This window comes from Kordia sp. E, assembly GCF_056033805.1.
On record NZ_JBRASR010000003.1, the window covers coordinates 1,066,193 to 1,084,702 of the forward strand.

The window sequence follows — 18,510 nt, forward strand, 5'->3', positions numbered from 1 at the left end:
ATGTCTATACGGAACAAAGATTATTGATGTAAAGATTAATATTTAACTATTTTTTTTGTGATTATAGCTCCTTTGAAATTTATCTTTAAAAAGTATATTCCTGCTTTTAAATTTGAAATGTTTAGTGTTAATTCAGCTGCATAGTTTGTATTTTCTTTTTTGAATACAGATTCTCCATTGATTGTAACTAATTCTAAATCACTAATTATATTTGAAGCTTTATTTTTAATCGTAATAACTTCACTAGCTGGATTTGGGTAAATTATAAATTTATCTTCCGTTTTTTCTTCAATATTAAGTAAACTACTAAATGTAGGAATGCTTAATGAATAAATATCTGAGTTATTTCCAATCCCAATAATTTTTCCATCTAAAATAGATGCATTAGATAAATTGGTAGAAACGGTGTTGTTTTCTGCAAGATTATCCCAAGTAACGCCTCCGTCATTTGTATATTGAACGAGATTACTGCCTTGTATATTAAATATTGATAATTCACTTAGGAATAAAAATTTAATACTACCAGTTATATTAGTAAAAGAAGTCCAAGACATACCGCCATCTACAGTTTTGAAAACTCCTGCATTTGTAGAGCTTACAAATCCTATATCATCTGTTAAAAATTGTATTTGCTTATAATTCTGATTTTGTTGTGGTTCTGTTATTTCATTCCAATTAATTCCTCCATCAACTGTTTTATAAATACGCTGACCAATAGCATATCCAATATTGTCTGATGGGAAATAAAAAGCTGTTATATTAAGTGAATCAAAGCTGTCCCAATTAGAACCATTATTTAAAGTATTATATATCTCTGAACCTCCAAGCGTATATGCATTAGCGTTTCTCATCCAACATGCAGAGCTTGCTAAATTGCCTATAGGAGTTCTAGTTTGCCATGTTACACCAAAATCATTAGTTAAAAAATATTGTCCTGAACTAGAACTTGATGATCTATTTACAATACCATTTCCATCAGGTAATAGATGTACTGCATTGAAAGCAGCAGAACTTGATGTTAAGGATTTTGTTCGTGTCCAAGTAATACCGCCATCTGTTGTTGTGAAAATTAAATTATTACTGTTAGCCGTTGAATTGCGTCCAACAGTAACTCCATTTAGATTATTTGCAAAATCTACAGCTACCAAATTAGCGGGTCTTACACCTTCGTCTGTTAAATTCCAACTTTGACCATTATCAGTAGAATTATAAGTAATGGCTTCTCCAGATACTAATAAATTTGTGCCAGAAAAATCAATAGATAATAAGTTTTTACTTGAATTTAAAACTTCTTCTGTCCAATTAATTCCATTGTCAGTCGATTTTAAAATAATTCCGTTCGAACCACAAACAACTAGTGTATTATTGACATTACGGATTTCATATAAAGCATTAGTTGTTTGATAGTTTGAATCAATCCATGTAATGCCGCCATCAGTAGTATATTTTAAGTCTTGATTATTTCCGACAACAACACCATTCATTTCATCATAAAAGAAAATGTCTAGCCATCCTGAAGAACCTACTGTTGCTGCTGTCCAAGTATTTCCTCCATCAATTGTTTTTAATATTTTACTAGATAAACCACAAGCATAACCAACATTTTCATTTACAAAGTAAACACTTAAAAGACCATTTGAACTAGAATTACTTAAAGTAGAATTTTGAGTTGCCCATGTCATTCCTCCATCCGTGGTTTTTACAATTTTCCCATTATTACCTACACCATAGCCAACCAAAGCATTTACAAAACTAAATTTGTAGACGCTAAAAGCTAAATTTTGTGCTAAAGAAATATTTTGAAATCCATCATTGGTAAAATAAACACTCAGGTTAGTAGAAACAAGACCGTTATTTTCGTCAAACATATGGATGTCCCAAGTAGAATCACTAGTTGTAAATGGTCTTTCCCAAGTATCTCCATGATCTGTAGTTTTTAAAATATCATTAGAATTACTTTTTTGAAGTAAGTAATAAGTGTTGCCGTCTATAGCCTCAATATCAGTTACAGTTTTATTGGTTTTTAAAGGAGTAAGTAAATCCCAATTTTGAGAAAATGACAAAAAAGGGATAATCAAAAATGTTAAAAATAATCTCATTTGTTCTTTATTTTATATAGCACACAACAGTAATAGATATAGGGAATTCCATATCTATTTATTAGAAATAATAATTTGTTGTATTGATTTTAATTAGTGGGGAAATGAGTATTCAAATATACACTTTTTTAGCATACTAAGAATTTAATTGGTCAATAATCGTATATCATTTCTAGCTATTGTGGATTATAAAAGAGTGCTAATTTTAATATTATTGATGTTTCTATTAAAGATGAATTTATATGTTTGATTTAGCTTGCTTATAAATATCACTCATTATTTTTTGTAGTACTATTTCTTTGGCAGTTTTGTGAGAACAAATCCCTTTGATTGAAAATGTACCATTGACATTAATATGACCTATTGTTGAGAAGCTTGAATTTATGCCATTTCCATAGATAGATGTATTATGACTTAACGATTTTGTGTAATCAATAGAAGTATATTTATACAATGGAGTCCATAAAAAAACACCAAAACTTATATCTGAAATATCTATTCTTAATGGAGGATTAGAAATATTAGAGTTTAATACTGTAATACCAGGGTTTGTATCGCCATATTCTTTACCTTTATAAATAACAATAACTTTAGTTTGTGGTTTTTTTACTTCTCTACCCATGTTTTCTCCTCTTGTAGATGTGTTTGAGGATGAATTTATAACACTATTACTAGAAAAAGAGGTGTTACTTCGGTAGTAGTCTGCTGTAATATATCCAGTTTCTCTAGCTACGGTTAGAATAATGATAAAAACACCAATAATTCGCCAAATGTTTCTTTTTTTATTGCCGCTCATTGTAACTCAATTAATAATTCAATATAGTAAAATATCTACAGATAAATTTGTAGCACAACTTAATAATCATTAATTATTTCTTGAAGCAAAAAAAGCGAACCGAAGTTCGCTTTTAAAAGATTTTATTGGTCGTGTGGTACGTTACTGCAATCATACACAATACATCTGTTTAATTCGTTGTATAGTACGCAAACGCAGCCTTTTCTGTTAAGACCACCACCATTAATTTTTTGCTGTTGTTGTTTTTCTAAAGGATTAATACCTTCTAATTTTAAAAGATTCTTTAACATATGTACTAAATTTTATAAGTTAATAATGAATCAAATAACTAGAGAAAAAATCGAAGAAAAAACAGTCATTGGAGGTGATTTATAAATTATCACGCCAATTTAAACAACTATTTTATTTTTGGAAATAATATCTTTAGACGGTTAGTTGTTTGTTTTTAAACGCTTTCATTGCAATCATATAAATTTTTACGTTTTCATACTTTAAAATCGTTATCTCCTGATAAAAATAGCTGTACTCATTCCATTTTTTTCTTTTCAACGATATCATTTCTTCAACTTTGAATAGAATCATTAAAAAATAATATTCGAACCAGTAGCTATAAGATTATTTTTTCTTGGTCGTGGCGGAATCTGAAAAGCCTTATGAGTAGGAACAATCAATTTAAAATTTAAAATCATGAAAACAATAAATTACACAAAATCATTAGAATTAAAAGTAACAGTTGTAGATAATCAATTAATTGTTGGTTTGAATCAAGATGTTCCTGGAGGAGCAAAATTAGCTGAAGTATATAAACGATCTGTATCTGGTTTTGCTACAGGAGTAAATGATACAATAGACTTGACTCAAACGATAGCTGGTTTGGGTGGATCTGCTATTTTTACAGCAGTTGCAAGTAATTTTGCAGATGGAGGTGGAGTTTCATTTAAGCTTATAGCAGATGGTACTTCAGTTTTTGATCTAAATCAAAATTTTGGGGAGTATACATCTCAACAATGGGCGTTATCTATTGAGAAAAAATAGAATAGGACTGCTATTAGTACTAATGTACGCACATATTAGGCATCTCAATAATTTAGGTTAAAAGTAAAGCAGGTTCAAATGAACCTGCTTTTTTATTATATAGTTTGAATTGTAAAGTTTTAAGCACCTTCAATCGCAATCATAGAAATTTCTACGTTTACATATTTTGGTAAGTTTCCTACTTCAACTGTTTCACGTGCTGGTGCAGTTTCATCATTAAAGTAGTTACCATATACAGGATTAATTTTCGCGAAATCATTCATGTTTTTAATGAAAATAGAAGCCTTTACTACGTTTTCAAACGTCATGTTTGCAGCCTTTAGAACAGCTTTCATATTTTCCATAACTAGTGTTGTTTCTTCTTCAATAGAACCTTTGAGAAGTTCACCAGTTTTAGGATCAATTGCTATCTGACCTGAAGTATATAATGTACCATTAATTAATACTGCTTGATTATACGGACCAATTGGCGCTGGTGCATTTGGAGTTGTAATGATTTGTTTTGCCATGAGCTTGGTTGTTAATTGGTTGATTTGTCCTTTGTGAATTTGTTAGTTGATTTAACTAATACCTAATACCCAAAATCTATAAGCTTCTATCTGGTTCGCTACGTTTTTCCCACTTCACATCACGTAATACAGATGCTTTAATTCCAATAAAGAAATACCAAGAAGCTCGTGTACTAAACGGAACCCAGTTAAAGTTAATTCGCCAACTCTTTAAATCACGTTCAAAACGCATTTGAGTATAGGTAAATCCTTTGTTTTTAAAGTCATAACCTGAAGAAACTCCGACTTTCCATTGTGGTGAAAGTTCAATGTTCCCTGAGAACATTAAGGAATTATTAGATATTTCATTCTGTCGATTACTATTGGCATACGTCATGGAATAGGCGAGACGTAAATCCCAAGGTATCTTGGTTCGATAGGCTTCTACGTCTTCTTTTTCTTCATCATCGTCGTCATCGTCACCAAATGAACTACTACTGTCACTGAAATCTTGAGCTTTTCCGAATAAATCATCATCACGTCCTCCACTTCGTGTATTATCAATACTTCCGTTATCTGTTTTTCCTTCTAAACTTTTGCTAGAGAATGAATAGTTTAACGTCATATTGGCACTTGTGAAACGAAATAAGCTTCCTCCATTGTCAATATTAAATTTATTAATACGTGTTCCATTATTATCAATGGCGTACGGATCAAAAGTAGCTCCGAAGTTTACATTTAATTTTTTATTGAAAACCTGCGTACTTCCTGTTACACGAACTGGACTCCACGCAAGTGAATCAGCAGCAATATTGTATGTTGTAGAAAAGTTAAAGCTATTTAAAAGCATTAATTTTTCAGGCTTTTCGGCAGTAGAATCTTTTGCACGAACTTTAGCTTCCACTGTATTGGCAACATTTAATCCAATAGAACTAGCAAATGTTCTACTTGGTTGGCCAAACAATCCATCTTCAAAACGTGAATAATCTTCTGTAGTACCACCATCTGCATCTACAATATACGTATCAAAATACTGATCAAAAGCAGGATTATAACTATAACTAATAGATGGTCTTACCGTATGCCTAATTGCTTGTATTTGCTTGTCTTCGCCAAAATTAAATGTACCGTAAATAGTAGTTCCGAGACTTGCACTAAAATTATATTGACGGAATGAGTCAAATCCGTTAATGGTTTGTTTCTCAGAGTCAAATTGTTCAGTTGGATCATCCGGATTTATAACAGCATCTGTTCTATTAGTAGTTCTTAATGTCCATACTTCATCATAATTTCCTCCAAGACTTACACTTAAATAATCAAATAGTTTAAAGTTTGTATTAATTGGAATACTGTGTCTCATTCCAATTTTTGCGTCATCAAACATTTCTTTCTTAAAGAATAAAGAATCTGTTGTATTAATTCTGTTTTCTCCTCTTAAATTATATTGAAAGTTTATATTTTGAATGATTCCTTTTTTTGTTCCATCTTTTTTTGCAAACGGATAAATACGTTCCATACTAGCTTGTAAGGTTGGTAACGTAAGATTGATAGTTTCTGTATTTGTATTTTGCGAATGCGTAGCTGTCAACGAAACATTTACGGAAGGATATTCTGGAAATGTTTTTGAATACGAAATAGATGAATTTAAAGTGTTATTTAAAAAGTTTGGTGTATTCAATTGGTTGATGGAAGCCTGATAATACTGACTACTACCCAAGTTTACAGAAGCAGAAAATCGTGAATTTGGATTTGCTTTCTGATCTTGATTGTGTGCCCAACGAATGTTATAAATATTTGATTTACTGTAATCGGGAAAACCTCGTTGACTGTTGATTAACGCTTCAAACCGGACACTCAAATTACCTCTAAATCGATAACGTAATGCGTAATTACTTTCTCCTCGAAAGGCATAACTTCCATTGGTATAATAATCACCTAAAAGGGCCAAATCGAAATAATCACTAATGGCAAAGTAATATCCACCATTTTGAAAGAAATATCCACGACTGCTATTTTCACCAAATGTTGGGAAGATAAATCCTGAAGCTCTGTCATCTGTTAATGGAAAATATGCAAATGGAAATCCAATTGGTGTTGGAACATCTGCAATATACATATTGGTAAATCCGGAAACGATCTTTTTATTTGGAACTAATTTAATTTTACGCGCTAAGAAATAATATTCAGGATTGTCTAAATCTTTTGAAGTCGTAAATTTCGCATTCTGGATAAAAATAACTGAATCATTTTCTTTTTTGGTCAATTCTCCAGCAATCTTAGTTCCGTTTTGTTCGGTTCGTGAATTCCAAATTAATGCTTTTTCTGTATCAAAATTAAATCGAATAGAATCTGGCTCTACAATATTATCACCTTGTTTAAAGTATGGTGATTGTGAATATACACCAGCAGAATCCTTTAAACGACCAGCATACACTTCATTTTTTTCGTAATCTAAAATAATGATTCCCGATTTTAATTCTGTATCCTGATAATACAATTCGGCTTCATTATATAAATAGATCTGTTTTGTGCGTTGACTAATTTTTACATAATCTTTAGACTTATACTTTACCAAATCGAGTAAAACTGGTGCTTTTTCAGGTACTGAATCATTTTTAATAGAATCAGTTTTAACGGTATCTCTCTTTTTAGCGGTACCTATTTTGATAGAATCTCTAATAGAAACCTGCAACGTGTCCATTGGTTGTTGCGGTTTTACAGGCAGCTTTTTCCTTTCTGGAAGTTCTTGTGAAATAGCAAACGAACTAATCAGTAACAGTAATAGCTGTATAAATATGTAATTTTTTTTTGTCTGCAAAGGTCTAGTCCAAATTCGTTATAATACACAAAAGAAAGATTTCTTTTATGAATAGTCAAGTAACTTTTATATTTTCGTTTCAAATATCAGGTCGTAAAAGTATGGCTCAATATTTGAAGTGCCAAACCTCGAAGTGTATTTTTATAATAGTTTTATGATAAATTAATCATAATTAACACAATAAGAAACACACATTAAACATTATTAGTATACAAAATGATGAAAATCGGATATATGAAGAACTATTTTTCAGTTTTACTTGTGATATGTATGGTTAGTTTTTTGAATGCTTCTGTAAATGAAGTAACAAAAAGCGATCCGCCAAAGAAAAAACAGTTTGTGGTTATGATTGACCCTGGACATGGAGGAAGAGATACAGGAACACCAGGAACAGGACGTTATAAAGCTACGGAAAAAGACATTGCGTTAGATGTTTCATTGGCATTAGGGAAAATGTTAAACAAGCTTCCAAATGTAAAAGTCATTTATACACGAACAGGAAATACATATCCTACATTAAGTCAACGTGCGGTATTGACAAATAAGAAAAAGGCAGATTTGTTTATCTCTATTCATTGCAATGCACAACCTGGGAAAAAAGGAAAAAAGTTTGGCTCTACTGCATATGGCGCAGAAACGTTTGTGCTTGGTTTAAGTAAAAACAAAACCAACTTAGAAGTTGCCAAACGTGAAAACTCTGTAATCCTTTTAGAAGAAAATCATGAAGAAACCTATGGCGGATTTGATCCAAACTCTCCTGAATCGTTAATTAGTTTAATTATCATGCAGGAAGAATACTTAGATCAAAGTATTGAAATAGCTTCTTATATTCAAAAAGAATTCAAAACCACAGGAAAACGTAAAGATAGAGGCGTAAAACAAGCAGGTTTTTGGGTATTATCAAAAACATATATGCCAAGTGTATTAGTTGAACTTGGTTTCCTAACTCATAAAAAGGAAGAAGATTTTCTAAACTCTAAAAAGGGAAAGAAAGTCATGACGAAATCATTATATAATGCCATAAAAAAATACATTGCACTACATACAGAAGTTGCTAGCAATGATGAAAAAGTGATTGACAGCGGAGTTGATACTTCTGAACCAGTTGCTTCAAAAATATATAAAGACATCACTTTTAAGGTGCAATTGGCAGCAAGTTCAAAGAAAATGGCGACAAAATCATACAATTTTAAAGGCTTAAAGCAAATTTCAAGAGAAAAAGCATCTAAAATTTATCGTTATTTTTATGGTAAAACGTCTGATTATGAGGAGATAAAGCGCATGAAAAACCAAGCTGTTCGTAAAGGATACAAGGACTGTTATATAGTCGCATTCAAAAAAGGTAAAAAAATATCCTTAACTGAAGCATTAAAACAATAGTAAAATAGACGTATTCTTAGGAAAAATTTTTTAATTTTGTTGAGTTCACAAATTCCCAAAAAAATTGAAAATATCCAGAGAAATTAAAACGGCATTATTAGTAATCACTTCACTAATATTATTATATGTTGGAATCAGTTACTTAATGTCCAAATCGATTTTTTCAAACAATCGAGTATTTTATACAGAATATAGTGATGTTGGCGGCCTAGTTCCTTCCACAAAAGTCTTAATCAACGGATACGCTGTTGGTAAAGTTCAAGACATCAAATTACAACCTTCAGGGAAGTCGTTAGTCATGTTTACACTTGAACATGATTTTCAATTCTCAAAAAATAGTGTAGTTCAATTACAAGAAAATGGTTTCATTGGCGGAAAGTTATTGGCTATCATAGTCAAAAACGACAATGCTGAAAAAGCGGTTTCTGGTGATACACTTCAGTCAGTAACACAAACAGGTATGGTTGATGGCTTTATGGATCAATTTACACCATTAAAATCCAAAATGGAAAACATGATTGTAAGTGCAGATTCATTGTTAACTGCTGTAAGTACAATTTTAGATGCTGAGACTAGAAACAGTATAAAAAGTAGTGTTAGTGAACTAAATGCTACAATGACGAGCTTTAAAAAAGCTTCAAATACGTTAAATTCTATTTTAGATACCAATAAACAAAAGCTTGATGATGCATTAACCAATGTAGATAACATGACAGCTAATTTATCGAAAGTATCAGATTCTTTAGCAAATTTAGAATTAAACAAAACCATGAATGACTTACAATCTGCTATTAAAGGATTTGACAATATTATAACTGGTATTGAAAATGGAGAAGGTTCAGTTGGAAAATTATTAAAAGATGAAGAGTTATATAACAATCTTACAAGTGCTTCAAAGCAAATGGAGCAATTGTTTGAAGATATGAAACTCAACCCAAAACGATATGTGCATTTCTCTGTATTCGGAAAAAGACCGAAACAGTATGAAAAAAATGAAGAAGGAGAAATACAAGAAAAGAAAAACTAACGCATAACCATCTAAAGAAATACTACCCATGGAGTACATTCCAAACATTCTATTTGCCATATTACTAATTGCTGGCGTCGGTTATTTTACAAGAAATGTCAAAAAACTATCCCGAAACATCAAACTTGGAAAAGATGTAGATCGATCTGACAATAAATCTCAGCGTTGGAAAAACATGGGAATGATTGCATTAGGTCAATCTAAAATGGTCAAAAGACCAATTGCTGGTTTTTTCCATATTGTGGTTTACATAGGATTTGTAATCATTAACATTGAAGTTCTAGAAATTGTAATTGATGGATTATTTGGTACACACCGAATCTTTCAAGATTATATAGGAGAAACTATTTATGGTTTCCTTATCGGAACATTTGAAATCTTAGCAGTTGCAGTATTAATCTCTGTAATTGTATTTTGGATTCGTAGGAACGTAATCAAGTTAAAACGTTTTCTAAGTGCCGAAATGAAAGGTTGGCCAAAAAGTGATGGTAATGCTATTTTATACTTTGAAATGGTTTTAATGACACTGTTCTTAGTAATGAATGCTGCTGATCTTCACTTTCAAGAAGCTGGTACTGGAAATGTAATCAGTCAATACTTATATCCTTTATTTGAAGGAAATGTTGAAACAGCACATATTATAGAAAGAGTAACTTGGTGGATTCACATTACTGGAATCTTAATCTTCTTAAACTATTTATACTTTTCAAAGCATTTACACATTCTATTAGCGTTTCCAAATACTTGGTATGCGAATTTAAAGCCAAAAGGTCAATTTGTAAATGATGCGAATGTAACGAAAGAAGTAAAGTTAATGATGGATCCGGATGCTGATCCGTTTGCAGCTCCAGCAGAAGGAGAAGATGAAGGCGAACCAGAAAAATTTGGAGCTTCAGATGTGCAAGATTTAAACTGGGTACAACTATTAAATTCCTATACATGCACCGAATGTGGACGTTGTACAAGTGAATGTCCGGCAAACCTGACTGGAAAAAAACTATCGCCACGTAAAATAATGATGGACACTAGAGATCGTCTAGAAGAAGTTGGGAAAAATATTGACGCTAACAATGGAAAATTTGTTGACGATGGAAAATCACTACTAAACGATTACATCACTACAGAAGAATTATGGGCGTGTACGTCATGTAACGCTTGTGTAGAAGCTTGTCCTGTAAGTATTGATCCATTATCAATAATCATGGAAATGCGTAAGTATTTAGTAATGGAACAATCTGCTGCACCAACGGAGTTAAACGTAATGATGGGGAATATTGAAAACAATGGAGCACCATGGCCTTACAACCAAATGGACAGATTGAACTGGAAAGACGAAAACTAATACAACTTAAAAATATACGAAGATGAAAGTACCTACAATGGCAGAATATATGGCAGAAGGTAAACAACCAGAAATATTATTTTGGGTTGGTTCTGCTGGAAGTTATGATGATAGAGCAAAAAAAATAACCAAAGCTTTTGTAAAGATTTTAAATAAAGCAAATGTAGACTTTGCTGTTTTAGGGTCAGAAGAAAGTTGTACTGGAGATGTAGCAAAGCGTGCTGGAAATGAATTCTTATTTCAAATGCAAGCAATGATGAATATTGAAACTCTCAATGCATATAATGTAAAACGAATTGTAACTTGTGATCCACATTCTTTTAATTGCTTAAAAAATGAATATCCTTCTTTAGGAGGAACATATGAAGTAGTACATCATACACAATTTATAAAAGAATTGATTGATAATGGACATTTACAAAAAGTAGGTGATACATATAAAGGAAAGCGTATTACGTTTCATGATCCATGTTATTTAGGAAGAGCTAATAAAGTATATGATGCACCTCGTGATGTTTTAAGTATTTTAAATGCAAACATAACAGAAATGAAGCGCCACAAAGCAACAGCACTTTGTTGTGGAGCAGGAGGAGCACAAATGTTCAAAGAACCTGAAAAAGGAGATAAAGATATCAATGTATTACGTACAGAAGATGCTTTAAAAACGAATCCGGAAATTATTGCTACAGGCTGTCCATATTGTAATACGATGATGACAGATGGAATCAAAAGCAAGGAAAAAGAAGACAGTGTTAAAGTGCAAGATATTGCCGAGTTAATTGCAAATGCACAAGATTTATAAAAAGATGAAAAAAATAATTACACTAGTACTGTTATGTGTTGTAACATTCAGTTTTGCACAAACAAAAAAAGAAAAAGCATTAACACTCATTACTGAGGACGTATGTAAATGTATCAGCGAACAAGATACTTCGAAGCTTAAAAATACGGCTCTAGAAATGCAATTAGGTATTTGTATTGCTAAAGCATATTCAAACAATAAAGAAGTCCTAAAAGGAACTTATGATATTTCATTCACAGACGAAGCTGCGATGGAAGCATTTGGTGAAGAAATAGGGTTGAAAATGGTTGAAATCTGTCCACAAACAATCTTTTTAATCGCACAGGGCTACGTAGATGATGAGGAAGGTAGTGATGATGTATCAGTTGGCGAAAAAGAAAATGTATTATCAGGTAAAATAGTGAATATGTCTGAAGGACAATTCAATATTATAAAGTTCAAAGGAGAAAACAAACGCGAATACAAATTACTTTGGATGGAGTATTTTGAAGGACAAGAATTATTGTCGGAGTTAAAAAATCTAAAAAGAAAATCTGTCAAAATTTCATATACAAGCAGAGAAATGTACGATTCTAAGCTAAAAGACTATCGTACCTATAAAGTATTGAGAAAAATTGAAGTTGAAAACTAAGAAACTATGCTCGTAGAATTTAATGTACTTTCAGATGATGCTAAAGTTTGGATTTACCAAGCAAACCGATCATTTAACGAAACGGAATTGGAAGAAATAAAATCAAAATTAGCTAACTTCATCACACAATGGACAGCTCACGGAAGCGATTTACAAGCTTCTTTTGAAGTTAAATACAAACGTTTCATCATCATTGCTGTTGATCAAGAAAAGCAAGCAGCAACAGGTTGCTCTATAGATGCATCAGTTCATTTCATACAACAACTCGAAAAAGAATACAATGTTGATTTAATGGACAAAATGAATGTTTCTTATAAGCAAGGACAATACATTGCTTACAAAGATTTAAAAGCATTCCGAAAAATGGCAAAAGACAAAGCTGTTACAGGAAAAACAATTGTATTCAACAATTTGGTTGCAACCAAAGCAGAATTCCTTGAAAATTGGGAAGTGCCTGCTAGTGAAAGTTGGCATGGACGTTTTTTAAACTAAATCAAACTAAAATATAAAATAGAAAAGGTGTGCAATATGTACACCTTTTTCTATTGATATATAATCTAACATAAAATAGCAACTTATAAACTGAGCTGTTTTTTTCCTAACTTGAGATCAAACAAAACATATATAGTCATGAAAAAAAGATCATTAAAAAAGATTAGCCTACAAAAAACGATTATCTCAAGTTTATCAGCAACAAACAAAGCAGAAGGATTATTAGGCGGACTTAAAGCTAGAGGAACTTCTCCAAAATGTGCATTCAGTGAATGGGACACTTGTAATGCAGAGGATATGTAATTATTTCTAATAAAAACACATTGTTGATAAGAAGATTATGAATTTATCTTGATTCATTTCATAGGAAATAGAAGCAAATAATATAAGTTCTGTATCTAAAATGGGTAACAAAATTAAAGTATTGTGACTTTTCCATATAATCACAAAACTATATCACAATGAAAAAAAGAAATTTGAAAGCAACATTAAGTTTAGGAAAAAACATTGTTTCAAACTTAGTAACAAACCAAGTTAAAGGTGGATTAAGAACCGACATTTGTTCAGGTTTACAAGAAACTTGCGGTGGATGTGATGGTGTCACAAGAAATCCTTGTGTAAAGCCATCAAGAGGTTGGTGTCCACAAAACTAGTAGTACGAAAAGCGGGTTTATCCCGCTTTTTTATTTTATCTATATGCATAGTGAATATTTTTCACTATATTTCTTCTATAATTTCCTCAAAATACTACCATAAAACTGATTCATTGTTGCTAATAACTAACCCAAAGTGACTATGAACACACATGTAGAAAAAAAACAAGTACCGAAACAGCACACTTCACAACAAACACCTGTAGCACAAGCTAAAAATAATACAACGCTTCAATTGGTAGACAATCGACCAAGGTCGGTTATACAACTTGGAAAAAAGCAAGAAAAAGCAAAAGCAGCAAAAGCAGCAGCTAAAAAATCAAAGCAAAGTAAGTCGGACAGAAATGCATTTCGAGCGATACAGTATGAAACAACCTCTAAAAAAGATGGAAAAGCAAAACAAGATTTAGCGAGAAAAGTTAAAGGAAATTTGGCACATGGTTTTGGAGATAAATCCAAAGGATCACAGGGGAAAACAAAACAGGAATTAAAGGAAATCAATAGAAAAATGAAATTGGCTAAAAAGCAAGCTAAAGCTAATAAAAAACATCAAGATTGGCTTGATCGTAGAGACAGACATGATAGAGGCGGCGCTGGCGGCGGACATGGAGTATTAGTGTAAATTTACTTAGTATGTATTTTGAAGAAAATCTATTACCATTCCTATGGGAAAACCGTAATGATTTGATTCTCATATATTTTATCTTTATAAAGAATAAAATTAATGCTAAAAAAGAACTTAGTGCGCAATTTATTGATCACACAATTACATATAAACAATTTAAAAATCATACACATATCCATGAAAAAGAGTCGTATGATATTTTTATCCCACTCAATATGTTTATAAGGAAACACATTATATTCTGTAATATCTTTTAGGGTAGATATTAGAGACATATATCTGTTTTATTAATTAGTTGGATAAAAGTAAAAGCCTTGCTGATAAATAGCAAGGCTTTTTTTGCTTAAAAAAGACATCTTGTACTGAATTTATAAATCACGATGAGCATTCTTTTTAAATCGATTTATAAAATTGTAGTTTTAATACATCAACATAGTAAAACACATGCTTTAAGAAGAAGAGGAAAGGTGACGTTCCGTAGAAAATAAAAGTGAAATACTTAAGATTGTTTAGTTACATCACAATCTTATTAAGATATTCAAAAATTTAGTTTAGTAAAAGTGAAAAAGGTCTTGTTTGTATGAACAGGACTTTTTTTTATGAAGGAAAAAAAGTACATTTAGTTGTTGTTAAATAAGTAATGTATGAAGGATAGTGAGATTGATAGAAGAAATCGTGAAGCAAAAAGGTGTATTGATAATGATGAGTTTGATAAGGCAATTTCATTGGTAGAATCTATTATTGAATATGATAAATTTAATAATCCTAGAGCTTTTATGTTAAAATTATTAGCAGAGTATAAAGGAGATTATAACAAAGTAGTAGATCATTGTAGTTCACTTATAGACTTAGATAGACAACCATCATCCTTTTATAACTCTTTAAGATCAGTTACATACTATTTTATTAAAGATTATAATATGGCTTTAATAGATTCTACAAGAGCTATAGAGTTAAATTCTCAATGTGTAATTGCTTACAGTATAACTGGTGCTATTCTTCACATCCTTGAAGAATATGATAAAGCATTAAAGCATTATGAAAAAGTCATCGAATTACAACATGATTATGTTTCTGCTTACAATAACAGAGGAATTGTTTATCATATTATTGGAAACTATGAAAAAGCACTAATGTTTATTAATATGGCTATTGAATTAGATAATGAATACATTCATGCTTATGATTCTAAAGGTGCAGTTCTTTTTGAATTGGGCAAATATGAAAAAGCATTAAAAGAATATAATCAAGTTATTAAATTAGATGAAAATTATGCTAGTGCTTATAATGGAAAGGCTAACGTTTATTATATGCAAAATGATTATGCAAATGCAATAGAATTTTATGACTTAGCCATTAAGTTTGAAGATGATGAACCTTTATATAATAAAAATAGAGGTAAAACATATTTTAAATTAAAACAATACGAAAAAGCAATTCAGGATTATAAAAAAGCAATAGAGCTAAATTCTGATGATAAATTTCAATTAGAATTTTGGATAGAAAGATGCGAAACAGCACTCGAAGAACAAAAGAAGAATCAACAAAATGAAAAGCGTTTAGAGATTTCCAAAGTTATTGATGAAATTAAAAAGCTTTTAGAATATAAAGAACCACAAGTGTGTCATTATACCTCTGCATTTGTTTTTAAAGAATTATGCAAAGGAAGTAAACTACGTTTTTCACATGTTGCATTGGTAAATGATCCAACAGAAGGAAAGTCTTTATACGATTTTTTAGGAGTTGAAAACATTCAAAGAACTGATCAATCTGGATTTATAGGAAGTTTTGTAGAAAGTCATAATAATGATTCATTGCCTTTATGGAGAGCATATGGAAGAGATGGAGCAGGAGTCTCCATTTGTTTAGATAGAAAAATGCTCATAGAAATAATAAATACAGAAGTAAGTAAAGAAATAGAAAAATCAGTAAATACAGATACTACTAAAATAAGTCGAAAACTGTATAAAATTGTATATGTTCATACATACAAGAATGATAAAGGTGAAGGAGTTTGGGATTTTTTAATTGATGGAGAACAAGATGAAGAATTAGAAAATAATCTAAAAAAACTCAAAGAATTACTTAAACCGTTAATTGATGATAAAACTGTCAAAAATGAAGAAGCGTTAGAACCTGTATTGGAAATTCAATATTTATTCAAAAATGCAATTTACAAAGGTGAACGTGAAGTTCGGTATTATGAACTCTTACCAAATGACTTTTCACAAATTAAATGGGATGATAGTACTGAACTGCCAACAACTTATATAGAAGTAGAAAACGATATCCGAAATCATATTCAAAATGTGACATTAGGACCTAAAGCTAAAAATGCTAGTACTTGGATGGCACTATATAAAACCATGCTTGCCAGAGAAGGCAACAAAGATGTAAGCGTTACACAATCGAAAATTCCGTATCGTTAGTCAATTTTAATCTTGTATATTTGTGATATAAATTCCCCGTAAACATCTGTTTTTAAGTGTATAAAAATGTCAAATATTATATAGGCGTATTTGTAATTCTAGCAATTAGCGGTTTCCTGTTGCACAACTTATTACGTAATTATGAAGCCTTTGAACAACAAAAAATTGACGCACAACTAAGCAAAGCGCATAATGATGCTATCACCAACGCCAAAGCAGGAATAGAAGTATATGCTTCCTTAGTTTCAGGATTGAAAAGCTTTACGCAGAATAGCAAAGAGTTTCCTTCCGAAGTTCAATTACAAAACTACCTCAATGACTTTCTAAAAGAAATAGAATTTAATGATTCAATTTTAGTAAATTATATAGATACAAATCATGTGTTTAAATATGTAATTACTCCAAAAGAAATAGATCCTAACCAACTAAAAGGAATTTCAGTAAAAGCAATTAAATCTCAAGAAAGAATTGATGAGTTAAATGCGTTGATGAAAAGTAATACAATTGAATTATTTACACCTATAAATCTAAGAGAAGGTTGGGTTGGTTTTCCATTTAACTTTTCAGCAAAAAATAGTGACAATGAACCTGTAGGCTACATTACACCAATATTGAATGTAAAATACTTATTAGATTACTTTTATGAATCTGCTGATTATGATATGTATGTACATAAATTTCTAGTCAATGATTCTATCGATTTAACACGTGAAGCATTTTACAATGGTTCCGAAGTTTTTAATGTAACTAATGATGCAGAATATTATAAGAACTTTAATGTAAATGAAAACGACTTTATCTACTCTTCTATTGAATTATTTGGGTTAAAATTAAAAGTTGGTAGCGCGTATAAAAAACCACAAACCATCAATAAAAACATTAGCGTCATTGCATACACATGGTTTGGTATACTTGCGTTTCTCATCTTTTTAACGTTGCATCAATTCTTAAAAAACAATTCACTTAATAAGAATTTACAAGAGGCAAATGCAATAGTCGTTTCAAAAAATAAAGAACTGGAAGGTAGTCTAACCAACATACAAACATTGATCAAAGAAATTCATCACAGAGTTAAGAATAACATGCAAATGATTTCTGGTATTCTAACGCTTCAGGAAGAAGAATATGAAGATGAAAATATAAAAAATGCACTTCGCGATAGTCAAAGTAGAATAAAATCGATGTCATTAGTTCATGAAAAACTCTATGGAACACATACTTTAAAACATGTTAAAACCAAAGAATACATAACGCAACTTATTCAGTTTATTGAAGACATTGTAAAGAACAACTATGTAAACATTGTAAAAGAAATAGATATAGATGAAGCATTAATTTTTGACGGTGATACAACGGCAAACCTAGGTTTGATTGTCAACGAACTAATTACAAATTCGTTCAAATATGCTTTTCATAAGGATGCGGAAAATAACATTTCAATCTCCATTGAAAAACAACTCGATTATTATAAGCTTATCTATACAGATAATGGAGAAGGATTGCCAGAAGGTTTTGACTTTAAATCGACAACTTCTCTAGGAATGGAATTAATACAAATACTAACAGATCAATTAAATGGAGAATTTAGTTATGTACGAACACCTAAAAATGCATTTATCATCTATTTTAAGCCTATAGCTCCCAGTTTTTCAGTGTAAGAAATAAAATTATAAATTCCTTTTCAAAATTTCTTGTATAAATCATATGTGTTAGTGTCCAAAATAATAGTTTATTAAAACGTAAAGAGAATTAAAATCACTATTTCTTCTCGAAATTTATAAATACAGACAATCATCCCTTTTGCAATATGTAGACTAGTTGTAGTTTTAAAATTATAAAATAAAACAACTTTAAAAAAGAAGATTAACTGTAAAAAAACTGATTAATATACTA

General features: G+C 30.8%; 17 protein-coding genes. 12 read left to right on the top strand and 5 right to left on the bottom strand.

Going from position 1 to position 18,510, the window contains the following annotated elements; translation table 11 throughout:
- Positions 1 to 35: 35 nt before the first annotated feature.
- The 3 genes from ACUUYC_RS17705 to ACUUYC_RS17715 form a co-directional block, all read right to left on the bottom strand.
- Positions 36 to 2,099: a T9SS type A sorting domain-containing protein gene (locus ACUUYC_RS17705; protein ID WP_474268007.1), complete on the bottom strand. Its 2,064-nt coding sequence runs from the start codon at positions 2,097 to 2,099 to the stop codon at positions 36 to 38.
- Between the two features lie 238 nt (positions 2,100 to 2,337).
- Entirely contained in the window at positions 2,338 to 2,895 is a 558-nt protein-coding gene (locus tag ACUUYC_RS17710; RefSeq protein ID WP_474268008.1) for a hypothetical protein, read from the bottom strand.
- A 122-nt stretch (positions 2,896 to 3,017) separates the two neighbouring features.
- Positions 3,018 to 3,185 (bottom strand): hypothetical protein, encoded by a 168-nt coding sequence (locus ACUUYC_RS17715; RefSeq protein ID WP_474268009.1) that lies wholly within the window; start codon positions 3,183 to 3,185, stop codon positions 3,018 to 3,020.
- A gap of 397 nt (positions 3,186 to 3,582) precedes the next feature.
- Between ACUUYC_RS17715 and ACUUYC_RS17720 the strand changes: the two genes are divergently transcribed.
- Entirely contained in the window at positions 3,583 to 3,930 is a 348-nt protein-coding gene (locus ACUUYC_RS17720) for a hypothetical protein (protein ID WP_474268010.1), read from the top strand.
- 119 nt (positions 3,931 to 4,049) lie between these two features.
- Here the strand turns inward: ACUUYC_RS17720 and ACUUYC_RS17725 are convergent, their stop codons facing one another.
- A complete protein-coding gene (locus ACUUYC_RS17725; protein ID WP_474268011.1) occupies positions 4,050 to 4,439 on the bottom strand; it encodes a Rid family detoxifying hydrolase in 390 nt (129 codons plus the stop codon).
- A gap of 76 nt (positions 4,440 to 4,515) precedes the next feature.
- Complete coding sequence (locus ACUUYC_RS17730) at positions 4,516 to 7,236, bottom strand: putative LPS assembly protein LptD (RefSeq protein ID WP_474268012.1); 2,721 nt, start codon at positions 7,234 to 7,236, stop codon at positions 4,516 to 4,518.
- A gap of 234 nt (positions 7,237 to 7,470) precedes the next feature.
- Here ACUUYC_RS17730 and ACUUYC_RS17735 point away from each other — a divergent pair, with 234 nt between their 5' ends.
- The 11 genes from ACUUYC_RS17735 to ACUUYC_RS17785 all read left to right on the top strand — a co-directional run bounded on the left by ACUUYC_RS17735 (position 7,471) and on the right by ACUUYC_RS17785 (position 18,275).
- Positions 7,471 to 8,616: an N-acetylmuramoyl-L-alanine amidase family protein gene (locus ACUUYC_RS17735; RefSeq protein WP_474268013.1), complete on the top strand. Its 1,146-nt coding sequence runs from the start codon at positions 7,471 to 7,473 to the stop codon at positions 8,614 to 8,616.
- 64 nt (positions 8,617 to 8,680) lie between these two features.
- Complete coding sequence (locus ACUUYC_RS17740) at positions 8,681 to 9,643, top strand: MlaD family protein (protein ID WP_474268014.1); 963 nt, start codon at positions 8,681 to 8,683, stop codon at positions 9,641 to 9,643.
- A 28-nt stretch (positions 9,644 to 9,671) separates the two neighbouring features.
- Entirely contained in the window at positions 9,672 to 10,985 is a 1,314-nt protein-coding gene (locus tag ACUUYC_RS17745; protein ID WP_474268015.1) for a 4Fe-4S dicluster domain-containing protein, read from the top strand.
- Between the two features lie 22 nt (positions 10,986 to 11,007).
- Positions 11,008 to 11,787 carry a (Fe-S)-binding protein gene (locus ACUUYC_RS17750; RefSeq protein WP_474268016.1) on the top strand — a complete coding sequence of 260 codons (780 nt, stop codon included), beginning with the start codon at positions 11,008 to 11,010 and terminating at the stop codon, positions 11,785 to 11,787.
- Positions 11,788 to 11,791: 4 nt separating this feature from the next.
- Complete coding sequence (locus ACUUYC_RS17755; RefSeq protein ID WP_474268017.1) at positions 11,792 to 12,418, top strand: hypothetical protein; 627 nt, start codon at positions 11,792 to 11,794, stop codon at positions 12,416 to 12,418.
- A 6-nt stretch (positions 12,419 to 12,424) separates the two neighbouring features.
- Positions 12,425 to 12,910: an ABC transporter ATPase gene (locus ACUUYC_RS17760; RefSeq protein WP_474268018.1), complete on the top strand. Its 486-nt coding sequence runs from the start codon at positions 12,425 to 12,427 to the stop codon at positions 12,908 to 12,910.
- 138 nt (positions 12,911 to 13,048) lie between these two features.
- Positions 13,049 to 13,213: a hypothetical protein gene (locus tag ACUUYC_RS17765; RefSeq protein WP_474268019.1), complete on the top strand. Its 165-nt coding sequence runs from the start codon at positions 13,049 to 13,051 to the stop codon at positions 13,211 to 13,213.
- A gap of 158 nt (positions 13,214 to 13,371) precedes the next feature.
- Positions 13,372 to 13,563: a hypothetical protein gene (locus ACUUYC_RS17770; RefSeq protein ID WP_474268020.1), complete on the top strand. Its 192-nt coding sequence runs from the start codon at positions 13,372 to 13,374 to the stop codon at positions 13,561 to 13,563.
- A gap of 142 nt (positions 13,564 to 13,705) precedes the next feature.
- Positions 13,706 to 14,185, top strand: a complete 480-nt coding sequence (locus ACUUYC_RS17775) for a hypothetical protein (RefSeq protein ID WP_474268021.1) — start codon at positions 13,706 to 13,708, stop codon at positions 14,183 to 14,185.
- A gap of 647 nt (positions 14,186 to 14,832) precedes the next feature.
- The gene (locus ACUUYC_RS17780; RefSeq protein WP_474268022.1) at positions 14,833 to 16,617 is read left to right on the top strand and encodes a tetratricopeptide repeat protein; all 1,785 of its coding nucleotides are present in this window, start codon (positions 14,833 to 14,835) and stop codon (positions 16,615 to 16,617) included.
- Positions 16,618 to 16,673: 56 nt separating this feature from the next.
- The gene (locus ACUUYC_RS17785; protein WP_474268023.1) at positions 16,674 to 18,275 is read left to right on the top strand and encodes a sensor histidine kinase; all 1,602 of its coding nucleotides are present in this window, start codon (positions 16,674 to 16,676) and stop codon (positions 18,273 to 18,275) included.
- The last annotated feature ends 235 nt before the right edge of the window (positions 18,276 to 18,510 follow it).